General features: G+C 43.5%; 16 protein-coding genes. 2 read left to right on the forward strand and 14 right to left on the reverse strand.

Features of this window, described 5'->3' with window-relative positions; genetic code table 11:
* Positions 1–23: 23 nt before the first annotated feature.
* The 5 genes from aroD to V6Z54_RS05625 all read right to left on the reverse strand — a co-directional run bounded on the left by aroD (position 24) and on the right by V6Z54_RS05625 (position 5,029).
* Positions 24–740, reverse strand: coding sequence for a type I 3-dehydroquinate dehydratase (aroD, locus tag V6Z54_RS05605; RefSeq protein WP_220396377.1), 717 nt, complete (start codon positions 738–740; stop codon positions 24–26).
* A 66-nt stretch (positions 741–806) separates the two neighbouring features.
* Complete coding sequence (locus tag V6Z54_RS05610) at positions 807–2,240, reverse strand: aldehyde dehydrogenase family protein (protein ID WP_338527797.1); 1,434 nt, start codon at positions 2,238–2,240, stop codon at positions 807–809.
* Positions 2,237–3,094 carry a citryl-CoA lyase gene (locus tag V6Z54_RS05615; RefSeq protein WP_080772299.1) on the reverse strand — a complete coding sequence of 286 codons (858 nt, stop codon included), beginning with the start codon at positions 3,092–3,094 and terminating at the stop codon, positions 2,237–2,239. The genes V6Z54_RS05610 and V6Z54_RS05615 overlap by 4 nt, the downstream gene beginning before the upstream one ends.
* Positions 3,095–3,413: 319 nt before the next feature.
* Positions 3,414–4,235: an ammonia-dependent NAD(+) synthetase gene (nadE, locus tag V6Z54_RS05620; RefSeq protein WP_338527798.1), complete on the reverse strand. Its 822-nt coding sequence runs from the start codon at positions 4,233–4,235 to the stop codon at positions 3,414–3,416.
* A gap of 197 nt (positions 4,236–4,432) precedes the next feature.
* Positions 4,433–5,029, reverse strand: a complete 597-nt coding sequence (locus V6Z54_RS05625; RefSeq protein ID WP_041088963.1) for an urea carboxylase-associated family protein — start codon at positions 5,027–5,029, stop codon at positions 4,433–4,435.
* Positions 5,030–5,141: 112 nt separating this feature from the next.
* Here V6Z54_RS05625 and V6Z54_RS05630 point away from each other — a divergent pair, with 112 nt between their 5' ends.
* Positions 5,142–6,458 (forward strand): amino acid permease, encoded by a 1,317-nt coding sequence (locus V6Z54_RS05630; protein ID WP_041088961.1) that lies wholly within the window; start codon positions 5,142–5,144, stop codon positions 6,456–6,458.
* Here the strand turns inward: V6Z54_RS05630 and V6Z54_RS05635 are convergent.
* The 7 genes from V6Z54_RS05635 to V6Z54_RS05665 form a co-directional block, all read right to left on the reverse strand.
* Complete coding sequence (locus V6Z54_RS05635; protein ID WP_041088959.1) at positions 6,453–7,211, reverse strand: YqcI/YcgG family protein; 759 nt, start codon at positions 7,209–7,211, stop codon at positions 6,453–6,455. The two genes, V6Z54_RS05630 and V6Z54_RS05635, sit on opposite strands and share 6 nt — an antisense overlap.
* A gap of 190 nt (positions 7,212–7,401) precedes the next feature.
* Positions 7,402–7,785: a UPF0715 family protein gene (locus V6Z54_RS05640; protein WP_041088957.1), complete on the reverse strand. Its 384-nt coding sequence runs from the start codon at positions 7,783–7,785 to the stop codon at positions 7,402–7,404.
* Positions 7,786–7,938: 153 nt separating this feature from the next.
* Entirely contained in the window at positions 7,939–8,568 is a 630-nt protein-coding gene (locus V6Z54_RS05645) for a LysE family translocator (RefSeq protein ID WP_024424337.1), read from the reverse strand.
* Between the two features lie 92 nt (positions 8,569–8,660).
* A complete protein-coding gene (locus V6Z54_RS05650) occupies positions 8,661–9,851 on the reverse strand; it encodes an MFS transporter (protein WP_041088955.1) in 1,191 nt (396 codons plus the stop codon).
* Positions 9,852–9,905: 54 nt separating this feature from the next.
* Positions 9,906–10,952, reverse strand: a complete 1,047-nt coding sequence (locus V6Z54_RS05655) for a Gfo/Idh/MocA family oxidoreductase (RefSeq protein ID WP_041088953.1) — start codon at positions 10,950–10,952, stop codon at positions 9,906–9,908.
* On the reverse strand, positions 10,949–11,815 hold the full coding sequence (locus V6Z54_RS05660) for an HAD-IIB family hydrolase (RefSeq protein WP_075612335.1): 867 nt from the start codon (positions 11,813–11,815) through the stop codon (positions 10,949–10,951). The genes V6Z54_RS05655 and V6Z54_RS05660 overlap by 4 nt, the downstream gene beginning before the upstream one ends.
* Positions 11,790–13,115 carry a DegT/DnrJ/EryC1/StrS family aminotransferase gene (locus tag V6Z54_RS05665; RefSeq protein WP_073979526.1) on the reverse strand — a complete coding sequence of 442 codons (1,326 nt, stop codon included), beginning with the start codon at positions 13,113–13,115 and terminating at the stop codon, positions 11,790–11,792. The genes V6Z54_RS05660 and V6Z54_RS05665 overlap by 26 nt, the downstream gene beginning before the upstream one ends.
* Positions 13,116–13,224: 109 nt before the next feature.
* Here V6Z54_RS05665 and V6Z54_RS05670 point away from each other — a divergent pair, with 109 nt between their 5' ends.
* The gene (locus tag V6Z54_RS05670) at positions 13,225–14,214 is read left to right on the forward strand and encodes a LacI family DNA-binding transcriptional regulator (RefSeq protein WP_338527799.1); all 990 of its coding nucleotides are present in this window, start codon (positions 13,225–13,227) and stop codon (positions 14,212–14,214) included.
* A 244-nt stretch (positions 14,215–14,458) separates the two neighbouring features.
* On the opposite strand, the gene V6Z54_RS05675 is transcribed toward V6Z54_RS05670, so the two are convergent.
* Positions 14,459–16,081, reverse strand: coding sequence for an L-lactate permease (locus tag V6Z54_RS05675; protein WP_041088944.1), 1,623 nt, complete (start codon positions 16,079–16,081; stop codon positions 14,459–14,461).
* Positions 16,082–16,124: 43 nt separating this feature from the next.
* Entirely contained in the window at positions 16,125–17,072 is a 948-nt protein-coding gene (locus V6Z54_RS05680; RefSeq protein ID WP_041088942.1) for an L-lactate dehydrogenase, read from the reverse strand.
* Between the last annotated feature and the right edge of the window lie 208 nt (positions 17,073–17,280).

A 17,280-nucleotide genomic window follows, 5' to 3' on the forward strand; every position in this document is an offset into this window, starting at 1 on the left:
CGGTGCAGCTATGAATCTGCTACTCACTTATTCTTTGAAAACACAATAGATAGAACATTGCTTAAATCCTGTATCGCCACTTGCCCGGGAGCTGAGCTTTCTTTCCCTACAGCAAAGGTCATGACAGATCCAAAAAGCCCGCCAATCATTCTTGTAAAAGCCCCGTATTCCCCCATTGCCATCGAAATCACGGGAATTGAAAGCTGCTTTTTCGCATGACTGGTCGCTGAGAGCAGTGTTAATGCATCGTCATAGGAATGCGGCATCACTGCGATCTTTGCGATGTCGGCACCGACTGATTCTGCATTGACGAGTAGCTGCACGAGACGATCTATCTCAGGGGTGCGATGGAAATCGTGATACGACACAATCAAGGTGACGCCATTTCTTTTAGCCGCCTGACTGACTTGCTGTATATGTGCCACATCCTGCATCAATTCATAATCAACGGCATCCACAAGCTGCGTGGAACAAAGCTCGGCAAGCAAAGAAACCTTCTCAGTTTCGGAGAGTGATATACTTTCGCCGCCCTCCTTTTCAGAGCGAATGGTGAATAAAAATGGGATGCCCTTTGCCTTTTCTACCATTCTCTTAAGAGTTTCAATGACTTGTTCCTTGTCATGAAGGTGTTGAAAAAAATCAGCCCGCCACTCGATCACATCAGGCTTCTTCTCAGTTAACACCTCGATCTCATGTAACAATTCTTCCTTTGTTTGTCCGATGAGCGGCGTACAAATCATTGGCTGACTGCCTGTCTGCACACTTTTTACCTTTTTCTGAAATGCCTTCACATCCCTACGCCCCTTTCATAGGCCATTTGGAAGCACAACCATTTTGGTTTCGGTCATCTCCTCGATGGCGAAACGCGGACCTTCTCTTCCAAGACCACTTCGCTTAATCCCACCATAAGGCCAATGATCCAGTCTAAAATTCGATGTCCCATTGATGACAACACCGCCAGTTTCAAGCTCTTTTGCTGCATGTAATGCCACATCCAGCTGATTCGTAAAGATCCCTGCCTGCAACCCATATCGACTATCATTTGCTTCTTTGATTGCCTCCTCCAGCTCCTCATAAGGAAGAATGCTGACAACTGGGCCGAACACTTCCTCACAGACGACCTTGGCCTGTTTCGGCGGGTTTAACAAAATAGCCGGTGTGATGCTCGCTCCATTTCTTTTTCCCCCATATAAAAGCTCAGCACCCATGCTCTCTGCCTCTTGTATCCATGCCTCAACGCGCTTTGCCGCCTGGACATCAACCATACAGCCGATATCACTCTCACTGGACAGCGGATCTCCAACAACAAGCTGTTCTACTTTTTGTCTTAATACCTCAGTAAACGACGGCATAATTTCCTGGTGGACATAAATTCTTTGAACAGAAATACAGCTTTGACCGGAATTACTAAAGCCTGTTTTGGCACAAAGTGATGCGGCTTGTTCAACATCTGCATCGTGATGAACAATCGTCGCGCCATTCCCTCCGAGTTCGAGCAGTACCTTTTTTAACCCCGCAGAGGTTGTAATATGTTCGCCTCCGGCAGCCCCGCCGGTAAAAGAGATGAGATTCGTTCTTTCATCAGTGACTAACTGTTTCCCAGCCTCCACCCCACCAATCACAAGCTGCAAACTAGCCTCAGGAAACCCTGCTTCGAGAAGAAGTTTGACAAACGCTGTGGCAACAGCTGATGTTTGCGGTGCAGGCTTCAAAATAATGACATTCCCTCCCGCAAAGGCTGGACCGACTTTGTGACAAATTAAGTTGAGCGGTGCATTAAAAGGGGTAATTGCCAGTACAACTCCGACTGGTACTTTAAATGTCATGGCCATTGCTCCCTGTCCACGCGATGATACATTGCCAGGAATGGTCTCACCTATTAATCGATTCGCTTCTTCCGCCGACTGCGCCAGCGTCTCGATTGAACGCGAGACTTCATCTCTTGTATTTTTAAGCGGTTTGCCTAATTCTAGCGAAATCAGTTTTGCAAAATGGTCTTTTTGATCTTCAAGTAAGGTGGCTGCTTTTGTTAGAAGCTTTGAGCGTTCGATTGCCGATATTCCCGCTATTTGTTTTTTAGCATGCTGCGCACTAGAAAGTGCCTGTTCTATGTCTTTTGATGAGGCGAGATAGGATGTACCGATCCTCTCTCCTGAGTAAGGATTGATGATGTCTGTTTGGACACGATCGGTATCCAGCCACTCGCCGCTTATATATGACAACGCTTTCAAACTACTCAAATTTTCTCTCCCTCCTTCAAGTGCCTCGTTCCATGTCCTGCATAACGAACCAATCTTTCTTCATTCGGACAAGGTCCCTTCACGAGGGCTCCCTTTGTCAGCTCCTCATATGCATGCGCCACGATGCCCATTCCTCTGGATAAGGAAAAAATGCCTTTTGCTGCTTCTGCTGGAATGTTTAATTCACATTGGATTGCAGCAGACACACCATCTATATTCATCGTGATTTTCTTCCCTTTCAATTGTTCAAGCTCATGTCTAATCGCTTCGGCTAACCGTAAATATGTCCCACTGATAAGACCTTGCTGGACATGTGTATGACTCAGCTCATAGAGACGTCTCACCCTCGGATCATCATCATGAAGCTGATGGCCGATTCCCGGGATTTTTTCCTTGCGACTTAACCATGTTTGGCACACTTGCTTTGCCGCAGACTGTATATCCTTTTGATCATCATAGATCGCTTTGGCTTCGTATAACATACGCATGGCCTTCTCTCCGGCTCCGCCATGAATGTCACCTAATAGATTCACCCCTGTTGCAACAGAGGAATTAAACGAAATGCCGCAAGTCACGGCCATTCTGGCTGCTGCAATAGATGGCGCCCTTGGTCCATGGTCCGCACCTGCGACAAGAACACTTTCAAAAAGAGCTGCTTTTGAATCATCCAATAATTCACCAACAAGCAGTAAATAGAGCATTTGTGGATACGACAATTCACCAATCAGTTCTTCAATCGGATATCCTCGAAGTTCAATTGAATTTTTTTGAATATGACTAATCTCAGTCTCCCACCAAGCGCCTCCCTCTTTGTAAATTTCCAGTGCACTTCGATTTTTCATTGTGTCCATCATTCCTTTAGCTTCTTATTTGGAGGTGGATCACCCCTATATTCCATTCAGTGGAATCTAATTTCACTTTTCGGAATGTGGTTTCATTGTAAGCGCATTCTTTTCATTCGTCAATTATTTTTTCTGAAAATACTGTCAATAAAAGTGAAATTAAGTGAATCGAACTAATTATGTTTACTTTTTTTGAACAAAAAAATCGATATTTAGTTAAATGGACTTAAGTAGATCGTTCTACTAATTTAATGAATTTTTGGTTATTTTGTCAAACCCACTTGAAATTCGACATACAAAAACCTCTCCATCTTCTGGAGAGGTTTCTTTTTTATTTCCACCAGTCATCAAACATGGAAGCGGGTACTTGGCGTTTATGCTCTGATTGAACATAGCGCTTTTCAATCGCTTCTGCTGCTTGATCTGACACTGGTTTACCTTCTAAGTAATCATCAATTTCATTGTACGTAATGCCGAGTTCTGTTTCATCCGTTTGCTGAGGTTTGTCGTCCAGCAGATCGGCTGTTGGTTTCTTTAAGTACAGGCGTTCCGGTGCTTCTAGCGCTTCTAAAAGTGCCCGGCCTTGGCGTTTTGTCAAACCTGTGAGCGGAAGAACATCTGCACCGCCATCACCATACTTCGTGAAGAAGCCGGTTACAGCTTCAGCTGCATGATCTGTACCGATGACAAGCAATCCTTCCTCACCGCCGACAGCATATTGCGCGATCATTCTCATGCGCGCTTTGACATTCCCTTTATTAAAGTCAGACAATGGGCCGCCAGTTTCCTTTTGATATTGATTACTGAATGCTGATACGGCAGGTGCAATATCATATTTCCACGACTTGTCTGGCTGAATAAATGATAGGGCGAGTTGTGCATCATCTTCATCCTGCTGCACTCCGTGCGGAAGGCGTACCGCAATAAAGACTGCATCCTTTTTTCCTTCTTGACGAAGTTCACTTACAGCAAGCTGTGCAAGACGTCCGGCTAGCGTTGAATCCTGCCCGCCGCTAATGCCGAGTACGAATCCTTTTGCCCCGGTTTTTTTCAAGTATTCCTTTAGAAATCCAACCCGTTTTTCGATCTCCTGCTTTGGGTCAATTGAGGGCTGCACATGCAACTCTTGGCTGATCTTTTTCTGCAAACTCATACACTTTTCCTCCTAAGCATCCTCTACATGAAGAGAACAGGTTTTACTCACAATTCATTGATTTAACAACGTTTTTTGAATCTTCATTATACCATGTTTTCATCAAGAACATTTTGTTAGACGTTCCCCTATTTCTTAGATGATCAAACATTCACAAGTGAAAAAGACCACGTCTTTATGGACTGGCCCTTTTCTTGTTAATCGATTTCTACCCGTATAGATGTACAGCTTGATCCATTACACTTCCCAATATCAGCAGGGCATGCGGACACGGCCACAATGAGATCCATTTCAGCCCGCAGGCGAATATAGTCACCAGGTAGAGATTTTGGTAGCTCCACAGACAGCTTTCCTTTTTCATCAATGACTGTATTCATAAAAGCATTAAAAGGATGGTACATATCCTCCTTTGGAATTCCAAAGGGCTCAAAGGCAGTCCGCAAATTATCGTAGCAAGTATGCATGACCTCCAAGTGCGTCCGGCCGTATAAAAGCTGATACATCTCTTGCCGGCAGGCGGGCATGTATAAATCATGGCATTCTACTGTATCCTCAATGATCGTAAACATCGGTTTATATAAATTAGAATAGAGCTTATCACCTTTTTTCACTTTGGACGAGAACAAACTATCCATCGTCGCACCTTGGTCGAATTTTTCATAAAAATCTTTTTCATGATAGGCCATCACATCTGCTACTTGCTGGCCTTCGACATCAACCACTCGCATACATTGGCCTTTTCCTAAACGAAAACCGAGTCTACCCTTTGGTAAAATGACGTGTTCTCCGTTCATCACATGCACTCCTTTCCAAGACAGTATGCCCAAAATGTCCACTTGATCATGTATAAAAAAAAGTGGTGGTCACAAGCTAATGTCATTGAAATAGAAAGGTGTTGCACTTGCATTGAAAGAAGAACAATCTTTATCTTGGTGGCAGCTTTCTCTCATCGGAGTCGGCTGTACAATTGGCACTGGTTTCTTCCTTGGTTCCAGCATCGCCATTACAAAATCCGGTTATTCCGCCTGCATTTCCTTTCTGCTTGCTGCGGTCGGAACGTATCTTGTTTTTAAACATTTGGCTGCGATGACAGCCGATAACCCTGATAAAGGATCGTTTTGTTCCTATGCTCGTAAAGCATATGGACGCTGGGCAGGTTTTAGCAATGGCTGGGTGTATTGGTTTGCGGAAATGCTGATTACGGGAAGTCAGTTAACCGCCATTTCTCTATTTACCCGCCACTGGTTTCCTTCTGTTCCGCTTTGGGTTTTTTCTGCAATTTATTCTGCTCTTGCCCTGCTTGTGATTATCATTGGGCTTTCTTCTTTTCAAAAGACAGAAAATGTTCTTGCGGTTCTGAAGACAGCGGCAATTTTTATGTTTATGATTCTTGCGGTGCTTGTGTTATTCGGTATTTTGACAGAACATAAACCGACCCTGCATCTGCCTAACAAGGATCACGAATGGATGCCTCTTGGCCCGCTTGGTCTTTGGAATGGATTGATTTATGCGTTTTATGCATTTGGGGGAATTGAAGTCATGGGGCTGATGGCGGTTCATTTAAAGGACCCGAAGGATGCGGCAAAGGCTGGACGTGTCATGCTAATCATTCTAGCAGTCATCTATATCGTCTCGATCGGACTTGCTCTCTTGCTTGTCCCAGTGACAGCCTTTAATGAGAACAGCAGTCCATTTATTACTTCATTAGAGCCGTTTCATTTATCGATCTTTCTTCATATCTTTAATGGCATTTTCATTATTGCTGGTTTTTCGACATTGGTTGCCTCTCTCTATGCGGTCACAACGCTTCTCGGCACAATGTCAGAGCATCAGGATGCACCTGCTTGCTTTAAACAAAAAGATCCATCGCATGTGAGATGGTCTTCGATTATCTTAACTGCTGCTGGCTTAATTGTCTCGATTTTGCTTGCACTCTTTTTGTCCAAACACATCTACGAGCATCTCACAACAGCAGCCGGTCTTACCCTACTGTACACATGGATCTTTATTCTGTTCTCAAGTAAAAAGCTATCCAAGCCATCCACTCGCCAAACGTGCGAAATGATTCTTGCGCTGCTCTTAATTGGAGCCGCCGTATCAGGCACATTAACAGAGGCAAGTGGACGACCTGGCTTTTTTATCAGCCTTGGGATCATTGCAGTGATTGCCATCATGGTGCTATTTATGAGGAAAAAGTGGAAGCAGGATCAGACCGCATCATAATTTCATCATGTTTTTTAATGCAGTAAATGGACATTTGGCGGAGGCTGGTTTCTCCGCCTCTTCATCTGGGAGAAAGTATTGCTTCCATTCATGATTGGTCGGATCACCGTACCATTTTAATGATGGATGAACACTGACCCCATCATATGCTTTGAGCCGCTTGCGAACGAGCTGGCTCATTTTTTGTCCAAACTTGGTCGATCCATTCAACTTCTCAAACACCCATCTAGGCTGAAATGCCATCAAGAGATAAGGGAAGTGGCGGCTTTTTCTGAGTTTGTGAGCAGGTGTGGAACACAAAATAAAATACGCTTCACCATGGAAGCAATACTCCCACTCATGATGATGAGTATCTAGCGGAATCTCCTCAGGCCATGGTTCTTCATCTTTATGATGCAGCCGTTGAAGCAGCGACCAAAACTGCTGCTCAAACTCTTCAAGCGAACTTTCCCTTAAATCCTGCGGTGTTTCAAAAAAACAGATAAATGAAGCATATTGACCGGTTTCTTTCGCACAGCTTTTATATTCTCTAAGCAGCTGGGCTAATTCATCCACCGCTTCCTCTTCCCTCGGATCACCAACAAATCCATAGCGTAAATGGTCGAGAAAAAATCCCTGTCTTCCGGGTACACAAGGGAATGTATCTGCTTCATCTCCTACCATCTCGCCAAATTGTGTGAAAGCATCCTGCTTCCATTCTTCTAGTGATCGTAGATTTTGATCAAGGCAACTTTTTGCATACAGCTGGGCCATTTCCTTACACCTCGTTTTAGCGTCTTCTCCATAGCCTATGAGGTGCAAATGGCTGTTGTGACTGTCCTTCCACGACTTTCCTAGCGCATGACAAGATGGGTTTCCATTCAAATTGAGCAGCTATTTGTTTCTTTTATTCTATTATGTATGATCAGACTAGTGAAAGTTGATAGAGAGCCTTTCGTCATACCTACGATTGATTCTTCATCAAAAAGACGGAATCCAGCACCCAATAAATAAGGGCTGCGCAGAAGCTAAACAAATAGACTTTATAGCTGATGAACACAACAAGTCCATAATCAATCCATAAAGCCAAAGCCGAACAAACCACCCATGCCGCAATAAAATAAATCAATAAGTCACGGCTTCGAAACCTCTTAGGATGCCGGTGTAAAACAAGCTGAATCGGTACAGCAAAAATGACATAAGCGAGCAAAATGAACAGACTGGTCATCTCCACATAACTGAAGCCCACTTCAGGAGGCATGAATAAAAACGTATAAACGAATGTGGCTGTGATGACTGATAAAATCAACATACACACATAGTTGAATACTGGTAAAAACAGACGCATAACAGAAGCTCCTTTAATCCATTTTCTATTCCACCATTATTCAAGAATGTGTTATGTCTGTCAATCCTTACAAAAAACAGACTGAACGTGTCAGTCTGTTTCATATTATTTACAAAGAATGCGAAGGTTTGGCCGACATGTCAGTCTGTTTTTCTACCCAATCAACGCCATAATTCCTTGATACCCAAAATAGGCGCCGAAACCAAGTAAAGATAGACCTGCAAGAACGGATAAGCCATGTAACACACGTTCACTTAAATAACGCCTAAACGAACTAGCAAGCAGCGCCATACTGAAATCCCAGATCAGCATGCCGATAAAAATAGCCATACTGTACATGAGCATTTGGGAAGCTCCATACTTTTCGATCGTATTGGCTAAGATGCTGCCATAGATGCCAAGCCAAAACAAAATACTGAGCGGATTAGAAAGAGAAATGAAAAACCCGGTCATGAACGATTTGCCAATTGATGTGTTTTCGCTGTCCTTTTTCGGACTCTCCTGCAAATTGATTTTACGCAGACTTTCAATGCCGGTATAGGTCAAAACGAAAAAGCCGAACAGCCACAAAAAGGTTTTTACAAGAGGTGCAGTCAAAAGCTGGGCGACACCAAAATAGATGAGAAGCATATAGACAATATCCGCAGCCATAGCTCCCACACCAAAAATCCACGCATGCCAAAATCCACTTTTAATCCCTCTGTCGATTTGGGCTGCATTGACTGGCCCAACAGGCGCTGATAGTGACAACCCTAAAAAGATATAACCAAAAAACACCGCCACATAGACGTCCTCCTTTTGATGCTGACTTGTACATGTTATTCAAACTTTCTGCGTTTTAGTACAAGTCCTTTGTCATCATTTCAGGTGGATTCTTAGCGGTCTGCTTTCAGTGCCGACTGCTGCGCGTGTACCGTTTCTTTTTTCTTAGAACGATTCATTTGAACCGCAGCTGCAAATAGAAGAACAGCTAAGAAGGCAAATACAAAGACGGCACTTGCCGCTCCTGCCCATTCCAGACTAAATCCAATTAAAAAGGACAAGCAGGCTCCACCCAAGCTCGCGGCTGCAATAAAATAACTCGTCGCCTCATCGATGGCATTTTCAATCATTAAGGCAGACGCTGTCAGTGCGATTGGGAACATGCCAGCTGCGCAAAGGCCGATGAAAAAGATGAGAATCAGCTGCGCTGTGATGTGGGTTGTCAGAGCGAATATCACAAGCAGCAAAATCATCAGTGATGCACTTAGCTTTAAAAAACGCATTGGATGCAGCTGATCAGCTTTCCTTGCAATCACGGTTCTGCCGATGACGATCGCTGTCCAGAAAGTAGAGACCGCAAAAAGGCCCCAATTATCTCCCCCTTTTTCCAGCATGATGGACGGCAAAAAGTTCGCAAAATTCGTTTCAATCCCTGCGTAGAAAAAGGCAAAACAAATCATGATTACCACGATCATTCGATTGTTTCGATCAACAAGTATAGACGGTTTCATCTTTCCTCCTTTGGAAGGAGCATCCATCTGTCCATGAGGCAGTTTGTTCATAAAAACAAGCCAGAGCATGAGGAAAAATGTCAGCGCACCCACTTGAAATAAAAACACATACTGCCATGTCTGATCTGTGACAGTCAGCAAAATTACTAGCGGGAATAATAGCGCGCCTAATCCAAAAAAGACCTCCATAATACTGATTCGCTTTGCACTATTAGCCATCGAAATGACATACGCACCGGCTGTTGTCTCAAGACTGCCTGCACCGCTCCCAAGAAAAAAACCTGCCAGCACAAGCGTTGTCCAGCCCGGCACCAATAGCCCCAGCAGAAGAGAGCCGATCATCAGCAAAAGACCCATTGTCAGCACAGCGCCATAGCCTTTTTTTCTCACTAGAATGGGGGATAACAGAACACCTGTCAAAAAACCAATAAACTGAAAAAAAATTAAAGATGATAATTCCCCGGGGCCTTTATCGTAACTCGACAGCAAATAAGGCGTTAAGCTCCCAAAAAAAACATGAATCGTCCCAATAAAAAAATAAAAGACACAGCCAAAATAAAATACCTTTTTCATCTTTTCACTTCCTCTAAAAAGGAGCGGAGTCATAACATCCTCCGCTCCACCTCTTTAATATGCCTGGGCAGAAACGACTGCCTCTTCCCTCTCAAAGCATGTATTGAGCGCAGCCTGTGCGCGATAACCATCTTCAAAGTCAGCGACCTTCATATGAGATGGGTATGAATCAGTATTCACCCAATGCATCAGCTGATCGCGGAATGTATCGGACCATCCGTAAAATTCATTTGGCGGATCTGTCAGCAAAGTTTGCGGCATTTGATGACGCTCCACACACAATCCATCACTAATCTCATATTCGTTTTTCATGTTCGTATGGTATTTGAATACCTTGTCATGACCAACGACTTCTACACTAAATCCACATTCTTCAGGCTGCGTGCTTTTGGATGTCACCAAATGAAAGAACACTTGATTCTCCATCTGCCCGAAAATTTCAGTATGATCATCCACCTGAACCTTTTTCTCTTCTTTTTCCTTTACATGTGTCAGCATCTTGGTGTTAAGTGATTCTTTTTTCATTTCACTGCCAAATATGTACCACAGCATATCAATCAAATGAATGCCAAGATCCCCTAGTGCACCACTCGTACGCAGACTTTCGCCGCTGTCTCTCCATGAAAATGTCTTTCTTCTGAGGGCACTGTTTTTCTTAAAATGAGTTCTGACGGTCAAAATGCGGCCTAATTCACCATTGGCAATCAAGTTCTTCAATATATTCACAAAGGATAAATAACGATAGTTAAAGCCCATACTGGCTTGAACCTGGAACTGTTTGGCTGTCTCCACCATTTCCTTCGCTTCCTTCAGCGACACAGCCATCGGTTTTTCACATAAAATCGGCTGTCCTGCTCTTAGCGACTGAAGGGCATGGTCCTTGTGACAAAAATTAGGAGAAGCAATGATCAACCCATCAGATGCATCTGCAAGTGTCTCGATACTTGAATACACACGTCCGCCGTACTGTTTAATGAATCCCTGTGCGACCGACTCATGCAAATCATAGACCCCGGATAATTCTGCACCTTTGATCGTTGATAATGCTCTTGCATGTGCTTTTGCAATATTCCCTGCTCCAACAATTCCAATTTTCTTCATGAATGTGCCTCCTCATGTTTATACATCACTGTTTTCAGTGTTTCATAGATTCCTTTTGCATACCCATGATGACAAATTTGGTGATGGTGCCGTTTGGCTTCGCCTGTCGCATTTCGGACAAGGAAACCGTGCGTGACGGATTGAAGCATCCGCAAATCGTTCCCACTATCACCAAACGCAAAGCCTTGATCTTTCGATAGATCATATTGGTTCAGCATAAAGCGAACAATTTCATCCTTCCCTGTTCCTACTGGTAAAAAATCGACATCATAGCAATCCGCAGGATCTCCTGCAAGCGGGTTGCACTTGTTGATGTTGACCGCCACACCTCGCTCTTTAGCCAGTGTTTGGATAAATGATAGATGATGAAGATCCGTCCGTTCATCCTGCTCCTGATAATAGAAATTCTTCTTATACCCTGAACTGCCCAGCTGCGTTTGCGGTCTAAGGGAAATGCCCTTTTCTCGGATAGTTTCCAGGATGTCTTCGATTTTTTCATCTGAAAAGCCCTGTGCATCCAGCCGCTTCATCCACTCTGTATCTGGCTGTCCAAAATGATCATCCGACGTATATACAATCTCAGTCCCTAAGTTCGACGCAATGAAATGCGGGAATTGATAAAACCCGCCTTTTTCCATTTTGCTCGTGACAGAATCGAGGCTGCTTCCCGTCACCCAGCCCAGCAAGAGCTGTCCCGCTTCACTCTTTTCTGCTACAAAGGCTTCCAGCTGCTTGACATTCTCTCTCTGCTCCTCTGTCATTCCGTGAGAATAATACGTTTCATCAAAATCACAGAAGACGATCCACTGCGGATTCTTCGGCTGATTCAGCAATTTTTTATTGAATGGAAGACTTGATAACATGTTGAACCCCCTCGATGACCTTCTCCTGATCTTGCAGCGGCATTCCTGGATAAAGCGGCAAGTGAAGTAATTGCTGCGCTGCTTTTTCCGTGTGTGGAAGTGTTGTTTGTCTATATTTTTGAGCAACAAGATTTGTTTGATGCTGATGCGATAGAATCGGGTAATAGACATCCGTCTCTATGCCCATTTCCAGCAATTTCGCTGCCAGTTCATCTCGCTCTCCCTTCAGTACTCTAATCGGGAATAGATGCCATACATGATCATCCGTCAGCTTCGGAAGCTTCATGTATCCTTCATCCTCAAGCGTTTGCAGCTGGTCAATATATCGCTTGGCTAAGTAAAAACGTTTAAAGTTTTGCAGTCCTAAATACTTCATTCGTTCGAGTCCGATCGCTGCCTGCAAATTATCAATTTTGGAATTAAAGCCGTAGTCACTGCGTTTGACATTTTTCTTTCCAGCTTCAAAGCCGTGATAGCTGATCTCCATGCATTTTTCCGCTAAGGCCTCATCATTTGTAGCGATGGCGCCTGCCTTGCCGCAGACCCCAAGGTTTTTGTATGGATTAAAGCTGAGAACAAGTCCATCTCCATAAGCACCAAGGCCGCTGCTGCCAATCGCTTGACAGCCATCTTCAATGATTTTCAGCCCATGCTGTTTCGCAATCGCCGAAATAGCCTTCATATCCGCTTGCTTTCCATATAAATGAACCGGTAGAATGCATACCGTTTTATCTGTGATATGCTTCTCTATTTCACTCGGTGCGAGGCAGTATGTTTCTGGATCGATATCGGCATATACCGGAACAGCCCCAATGGCAAGCACTGCATTTTCTGTTGCAGCAAAGCTGTTGGCTGGCAAAATTACCTCGTCTCCCGGATGGACGCCTGCCGATATGAGACTGATCATCAAGGCATCTGTTCCACTTGACGTGGCTATGACATATTTTTTCCCTAAGTACTCAGCAATCGCCTTTTCAAAGGTCGGAATATATGGCCCTGAAGTAAAACGGCCAGAGCTCAATACTTCCTTCAACACCAGCATAATATCATCGATTTCATCCTCTGAAATCAGTTTATCAACTGGCAGAAACGGTATCTTTTTTTCCTTATTTTGTTTATAATGGAAGAGAATTTTTTCCAAACCTGTGCGCTCTATATCTTGCTCAAGGAACGTCACCAGCTTTTCATTTGCTAGATGCTTTTCAACTGAATCGGCTTTTACTTGAACACCTTGATTGATCATATCCAGCAAAGGAAGATAATCCTTGCTTTTACCTGATATCTTCGTCAATATTTGCATTCCATTCCCTCCAATTAATCAATTCCTTTTGTTAATATTTAACTTGTTTCACATTGTAAATGATGTTATCGATTTCAGAACAATAACTTTGTGTAAAGGATTTGTTAATATGTGTACAATTTATGAAATTGCCAAACGCTGCGGGGTTTCAACCACCACCGTTTCCAGAGTGCTAAACCATCACCCATATGTGGCAGAAGAAAAGCGGCAGCTCATCTTACAGGTGATGAAAGAAATGGAATATACACCGAGTTCAGCAGCCCGCACACTAAGGTCACATCAGACAAAAACCATTGCTGTGTCTGTTCCAGCTGTGGACCATCCTTTTTTTGCACAATTGATTAAAGGCATTTCAAAGGAAGCACTGGATCAAGGATATAAAGCCATCGTGCTCCAGACGTTTTATCAAGGAGCATTAGAGCTTGAAGGGCTTCAATTATTAAAAAGAAAAGAAGTAGATGGGGTCATATTGGGGGCGTTAGAAAATCAGTGGGAAAAGATCGAGCCATTTTTATCGAACGGACCCATTGTGATGGCAAATGAATATCACCAAACAGCAAACATCCCGATTATTGGATACGATGAACGGGAAGCCGCCTATAAAGCGGTGGACTACTTGATTCGGTCGGGTAGAAAATCGATTGGGTTTTGCTTTGATACAGAAAGCAGTGAAGCGCAGAAACAAAGAAAACAGGGCTATCTTGATGCACTCTCTGCTCATGGTTTGCCGCTGCAAGATGATTGGCTGTTTGGAGAGGCTTTTACCATTGAAGACGGCTTTCGCTTAATGGAGGTCATCCATCACATGACAGATACGCCTGATGCCATTTTCACCGGCAATGATCAAGTTGCAGCAGGGCTCATTAAACAGGCCATTTCATATGGCTATCAAATCCCCGATGATCTAGCGGTCATCGGCTATGACAACCAAGACATATGCGAAGTGACAGCTCCAACGATCACCACGATTGACATACCGATCGTAGAGCTTGGCCAGCAGTCTGTACAGCAAATGATCGCACTTCTGCAAGATCAAAAACCATTACAGCGCGAACATATCCAGCTGCCTACCCGGCTCGTGACAAGAGAATCTACATAAAGAAAAAGACTGAGAGAAATCTCAGTCTTTCAGATTGTTGACAAAGGGCTAAAATCAAAATCATTTTAGCTCTTTGTCTTCTTTTCAGCGTGATAGAAAACCTTTGCAGCCCTAGGAAGGACGGCTACCTTTGCGGAGAGAATTTGACATTCGTGAGCACCGAAGCGCAGACCTGACACCGAATGCGAGGGTTTGTCTACACGCTGAGACTGAGAGAGATCTCAGTCTTTTTTAATCTATCAACCTATACAAATTGAGCAAGAATGAATGTCCATATACATACAATGCCGAGCAGGATGAAGCTGTACTTCACGGTCTTTTTGAAGAGCTCAGATTCTTTCCCTGTTTCTCCAACAGCTGCTGTAGCGATAGCGATAGATTGTGGAGAAATTAATTTCGCCATCACACCACCGGTCGTATTCGCCCCAATTAACAAACCTGCCTGTGAGCCGATTTGAGAAGCAGTGACCGCTTGAAGGTTACCGAATAAGGCGTTGTTACTCACGACAGACCCCGTAATAAACACGCCGATCCAGCCAAGCACCGGGCTGACAAGCGGGAACAAATCGCCTGTTTTGGCAAGAGCAAGTCCAATCGCAGAACTTAGTCCAGCAAAGTTCGCCAGGTTGGCAAAGCCCATGACAAAACAAATGGTAAGAACAGGGACCCAAAGCTCTTTCACCGCTGCTTTTAAGCAGGCAGCACCTTCTGTTAATGTAATATGTCTGCTAAACAGCCCTGTCAGCATCACCGCAATCAGAATGGCAGTACCCGTTGCACTGATGACATCAATTTTAAAGATCGCATCAATAGGTGTTTCCGTTTGTGCAATTGGTGGTAATTTCACAATTTGCTGATGTAAAAATGGCATTTTCACTAAAATGGTCGTCCAGTTAAGCGGTCCTCCTACAGCAAACAATGCTTTAAATGCTGGCAGACTCCATACTGTAATAACAGCAGTTAAAATATAGAACGGAGACCATGCTTTCAGTACTTCAACGCCGCGATACGTTTGTTTCTGTTCAATATCTGGCGCTCCTTCTTCACGATAAATGTGTTTTGGCTGCCATTTCCGAAGAAATAAAGCCAAAATTCCCATACTTGCTAAGGCAGAAATAATATTGGCAAGCTCAGGACCCATCGTCACCATGGTGACAGCTTGCAAAATGGTATAGGTTCCACTCACAACAAGCAAGGCTGGCAAAGTTTCTTTGATTCCTTTGAATCCATCTACAATCAGAATGAGCAGGAACGGAATACAGAATGAAATAAACGGGATCGTATATACAAGGGTTTGAGATAACGCAAGCGGTGTCATATTGCCCATTTGTGCCCCTGTAATCACTGGAATTCCCACAGCACCAAATGCACCAGATGCAGCATTGGCAATTAAGCAGAGCATCGCAGCTTTCAGCGGTTTAAACCCAAGTTCTGTTAATAGAGCGGCACTGATCGCAATCGGTACACCAAACCCAGCAGCTCCTTCTAAAAATGCGTTAAAGCTAAAACCAATTAATAAGAGCTGAAGACGTTGATCTTGAGAGATTCCTGCAATACTAGAACGAATGACATCGAACTTACCAGATTTCACTGCAATTTTATAGAGCCATACCGCCATGATCACGATATATCCAATCGGCCACAGCCCATTAGATATACCGAGCAGCACAGCAGATAATGCCTTTTCAACTGGCATATGGAAGAAGAAAACAGCTGTTACAAAACTGACGATTAAGGTAAAACAAGCGGCTAAAACACCTTTTAACTTAAAAACGGTTAATGCAAGTAGGAAAAATAAGATTGGGAGCATTGCCACCAATGCACTGACGAATTCATTACCAAACGGATTATATATTTGCTGCCACATAGTGATTCATCCTTTTCTGCTCAGATAGGTTGCTTTTGATTGATTAAAAATGAGGAGCCAAAATACCTTTTAACACATTCACACTGTGTGCAAATTTTTCTTTCTCCGTGTCGTTTAGTGCAAGCTCCATCACTTCTGTTGCGCCATTTCGATTCACAAGGGCTGGTACACCAATGTAGACATCTTCTGCTCCGTACTCACCATCCAAGTAAGTGCTGACAGTTAAAATGCTGTTTTCATTGTGCAGGATCGCTCTTGTAATGCGGGCTAAACTCATTGCTACGCCGTAGTAAGTAGCGCCTTTTTTCTCAATAATTTGGTAAGCGGCATGACGGACATTTTCCATGATTTCATCTAAGTCTTCTTGTTTGTATTGATCATTTCTCTTCATTAATTCTGTAATTGGTACACTTCCGATATTCGCATGACTCCAAACAGCAAGCTCTGTATCTCCATGCTCGCCAATGATGTACGCATGCACATTGTGTGCCGCTGCGTCAAAGTATTCACTGAGCATGTATCTAAATCTTGCCGTATCAAGCGTCGTACCACTGCCAATCACTCGTTCTTTTGGAAGTCCACTGAATTTCCAAGTCGCATATGTCAAAATATCAACTGGGTTCGTAGCAACTAAGAAAATACCATCAAATCCGCTTTTCATCACATTGTCTACAATGCCCTTAAATATATTTAAATTTTTCTCAACAAGGTCAAGTCTTGTTTCACCTGGCTTTTGGTTTGCGCCAGCACAGATACATACAATGTCTGCATCCTTACAATCCTCATAATCTCCATACCAAGTATTCACAGGATGCGGGGCAAATGCTTTCCCGTGGTTTAAATCCATGACGTCACCCATTGCTTTGTCTTGATTTAAATCGATAACAACCAATTCATCTGTGATCGCTTGATTTATTAATGTAAAGGCATAACTGCTGCCGACGAAACCTGCTCCAATAAGGGCTACTTTGTTTACTTTTTCGTTTGTCATTTATCTCATCCTCCTGAGTAAAACTAGGTTGTTTTTGATATGTGAAGTATTTCACATTATTATTGTGCAACATTTCACAAACTTTTGCAAGGGGGTTGCTCAAAAAAAATATGTAGCGAATTTGTGAACACATTTATTGTGCTTTCAAAGCGCTGGCTCCATACATATTTCCACAAAAAAAGCTGCCAAACGCTCTTCGGCAGCTTCA

Origin of the sequence: Bacillus sp. MAG717A, assembly GCF_036884855.1 — a bacterium.
Lineage (GTDB): Bacteria > Bacillota > Bacilli > Bacillales > Bacillaceae > Bacillus > Bacillus safensis.

Bases quoted from the DNA above. Each gene is read 5' to 3' on its own strand.
- V6Z54_RS05670 (WP_338527799.1), top strand. From the start codon at position 13,225: ATGTGTACAATTTATGAAATTGCCAAACGCTGCGGGGTTTCAACCACC.
- V6Z54_RS05615 (WP_080772299.1), bottom strand. From the start codon at position 3,094: ATGATGGACACAATGAAAAATCGAAGTGCACTGGAAATTTACAAAGAG.
- V6Z54_RS05660 (WP_075612335.1), bottom strand. From the start codon at position 11,815: ATGTTATCAAGTCTTCCATTCAATAAAAAATTGCTGAATCAGCCGAAG.
- V6Z54_RS05650 (WP_041088955.1), bottom strand. From the start codon at position 9,851: ATGAAAAAGGTATTTTATTTTGGCTGTGTCTTTTATTTTTTTATTGGG.
- V6Z54_RS05640 (WP_041088957.1), bottom strand. From the start codon at position 7,785: ATGCGTCTGTTTTTACCAGTATTCAACTATGTGTGTATGTTGATTTTA.
- aroD (WP_220396377.1), bottom strand. From the start codon at position 740: ATGATTTGTACGCCGCTCATCGGACAAACAAAGGAAGAATTGTTACAT.
- V6Z54_RS05665 (WP_073979526.1), bottom strand. From the start codon at position 13,115: ATGCAAATATTGACGAAGATATCAGGTAAAAGCAAGGATTATCTTCCT.
- V6Z54_RS05675 (WP_041088944.1), bottom strand. From the start codon at position 16,081: ATGTGGCAGCAAATATATAATCCGTTTGGTAATGAATTCGTCAGTGCA.
- V6Z54_RS05625 (WP_041088963.1), bottom strand. From the start codon at position 5,029: ATGAACGGAGAACACGTCATTTTACCAAAGGGTAGACTCGGTTTTCGT.
- V6Z54_RS05680 (WP_041088942.1), bottom strand. From the start codon at position 17,072: ATGACAAACGAAAAAGTAAACAAAGTAGCCCTTATTGGAGCAGGTTTC.
- V6Z54_RS05655 (WP_041088953.1), bottom strand. From the start codon at position 10,952: ATGAAGAAAATTGGAATTGTTGGAGCAGGGAATATTGCAAAAGCACAT.
- V6Z54_RS05635 (WP_041088959.1), bottom strand. From the start codon at position 7,211: ATGGCCCAGCTGTATGCAAAAAGTTGCCTTGATCAAAATCTACGATCA.
- nadE (WP_338527798.1), bottom strand. From the start codon at position 4,235: ATGAGTTTGCAGAAAAAGATCAGCCAAGAGTTGCATGTGCAGCCCTCA.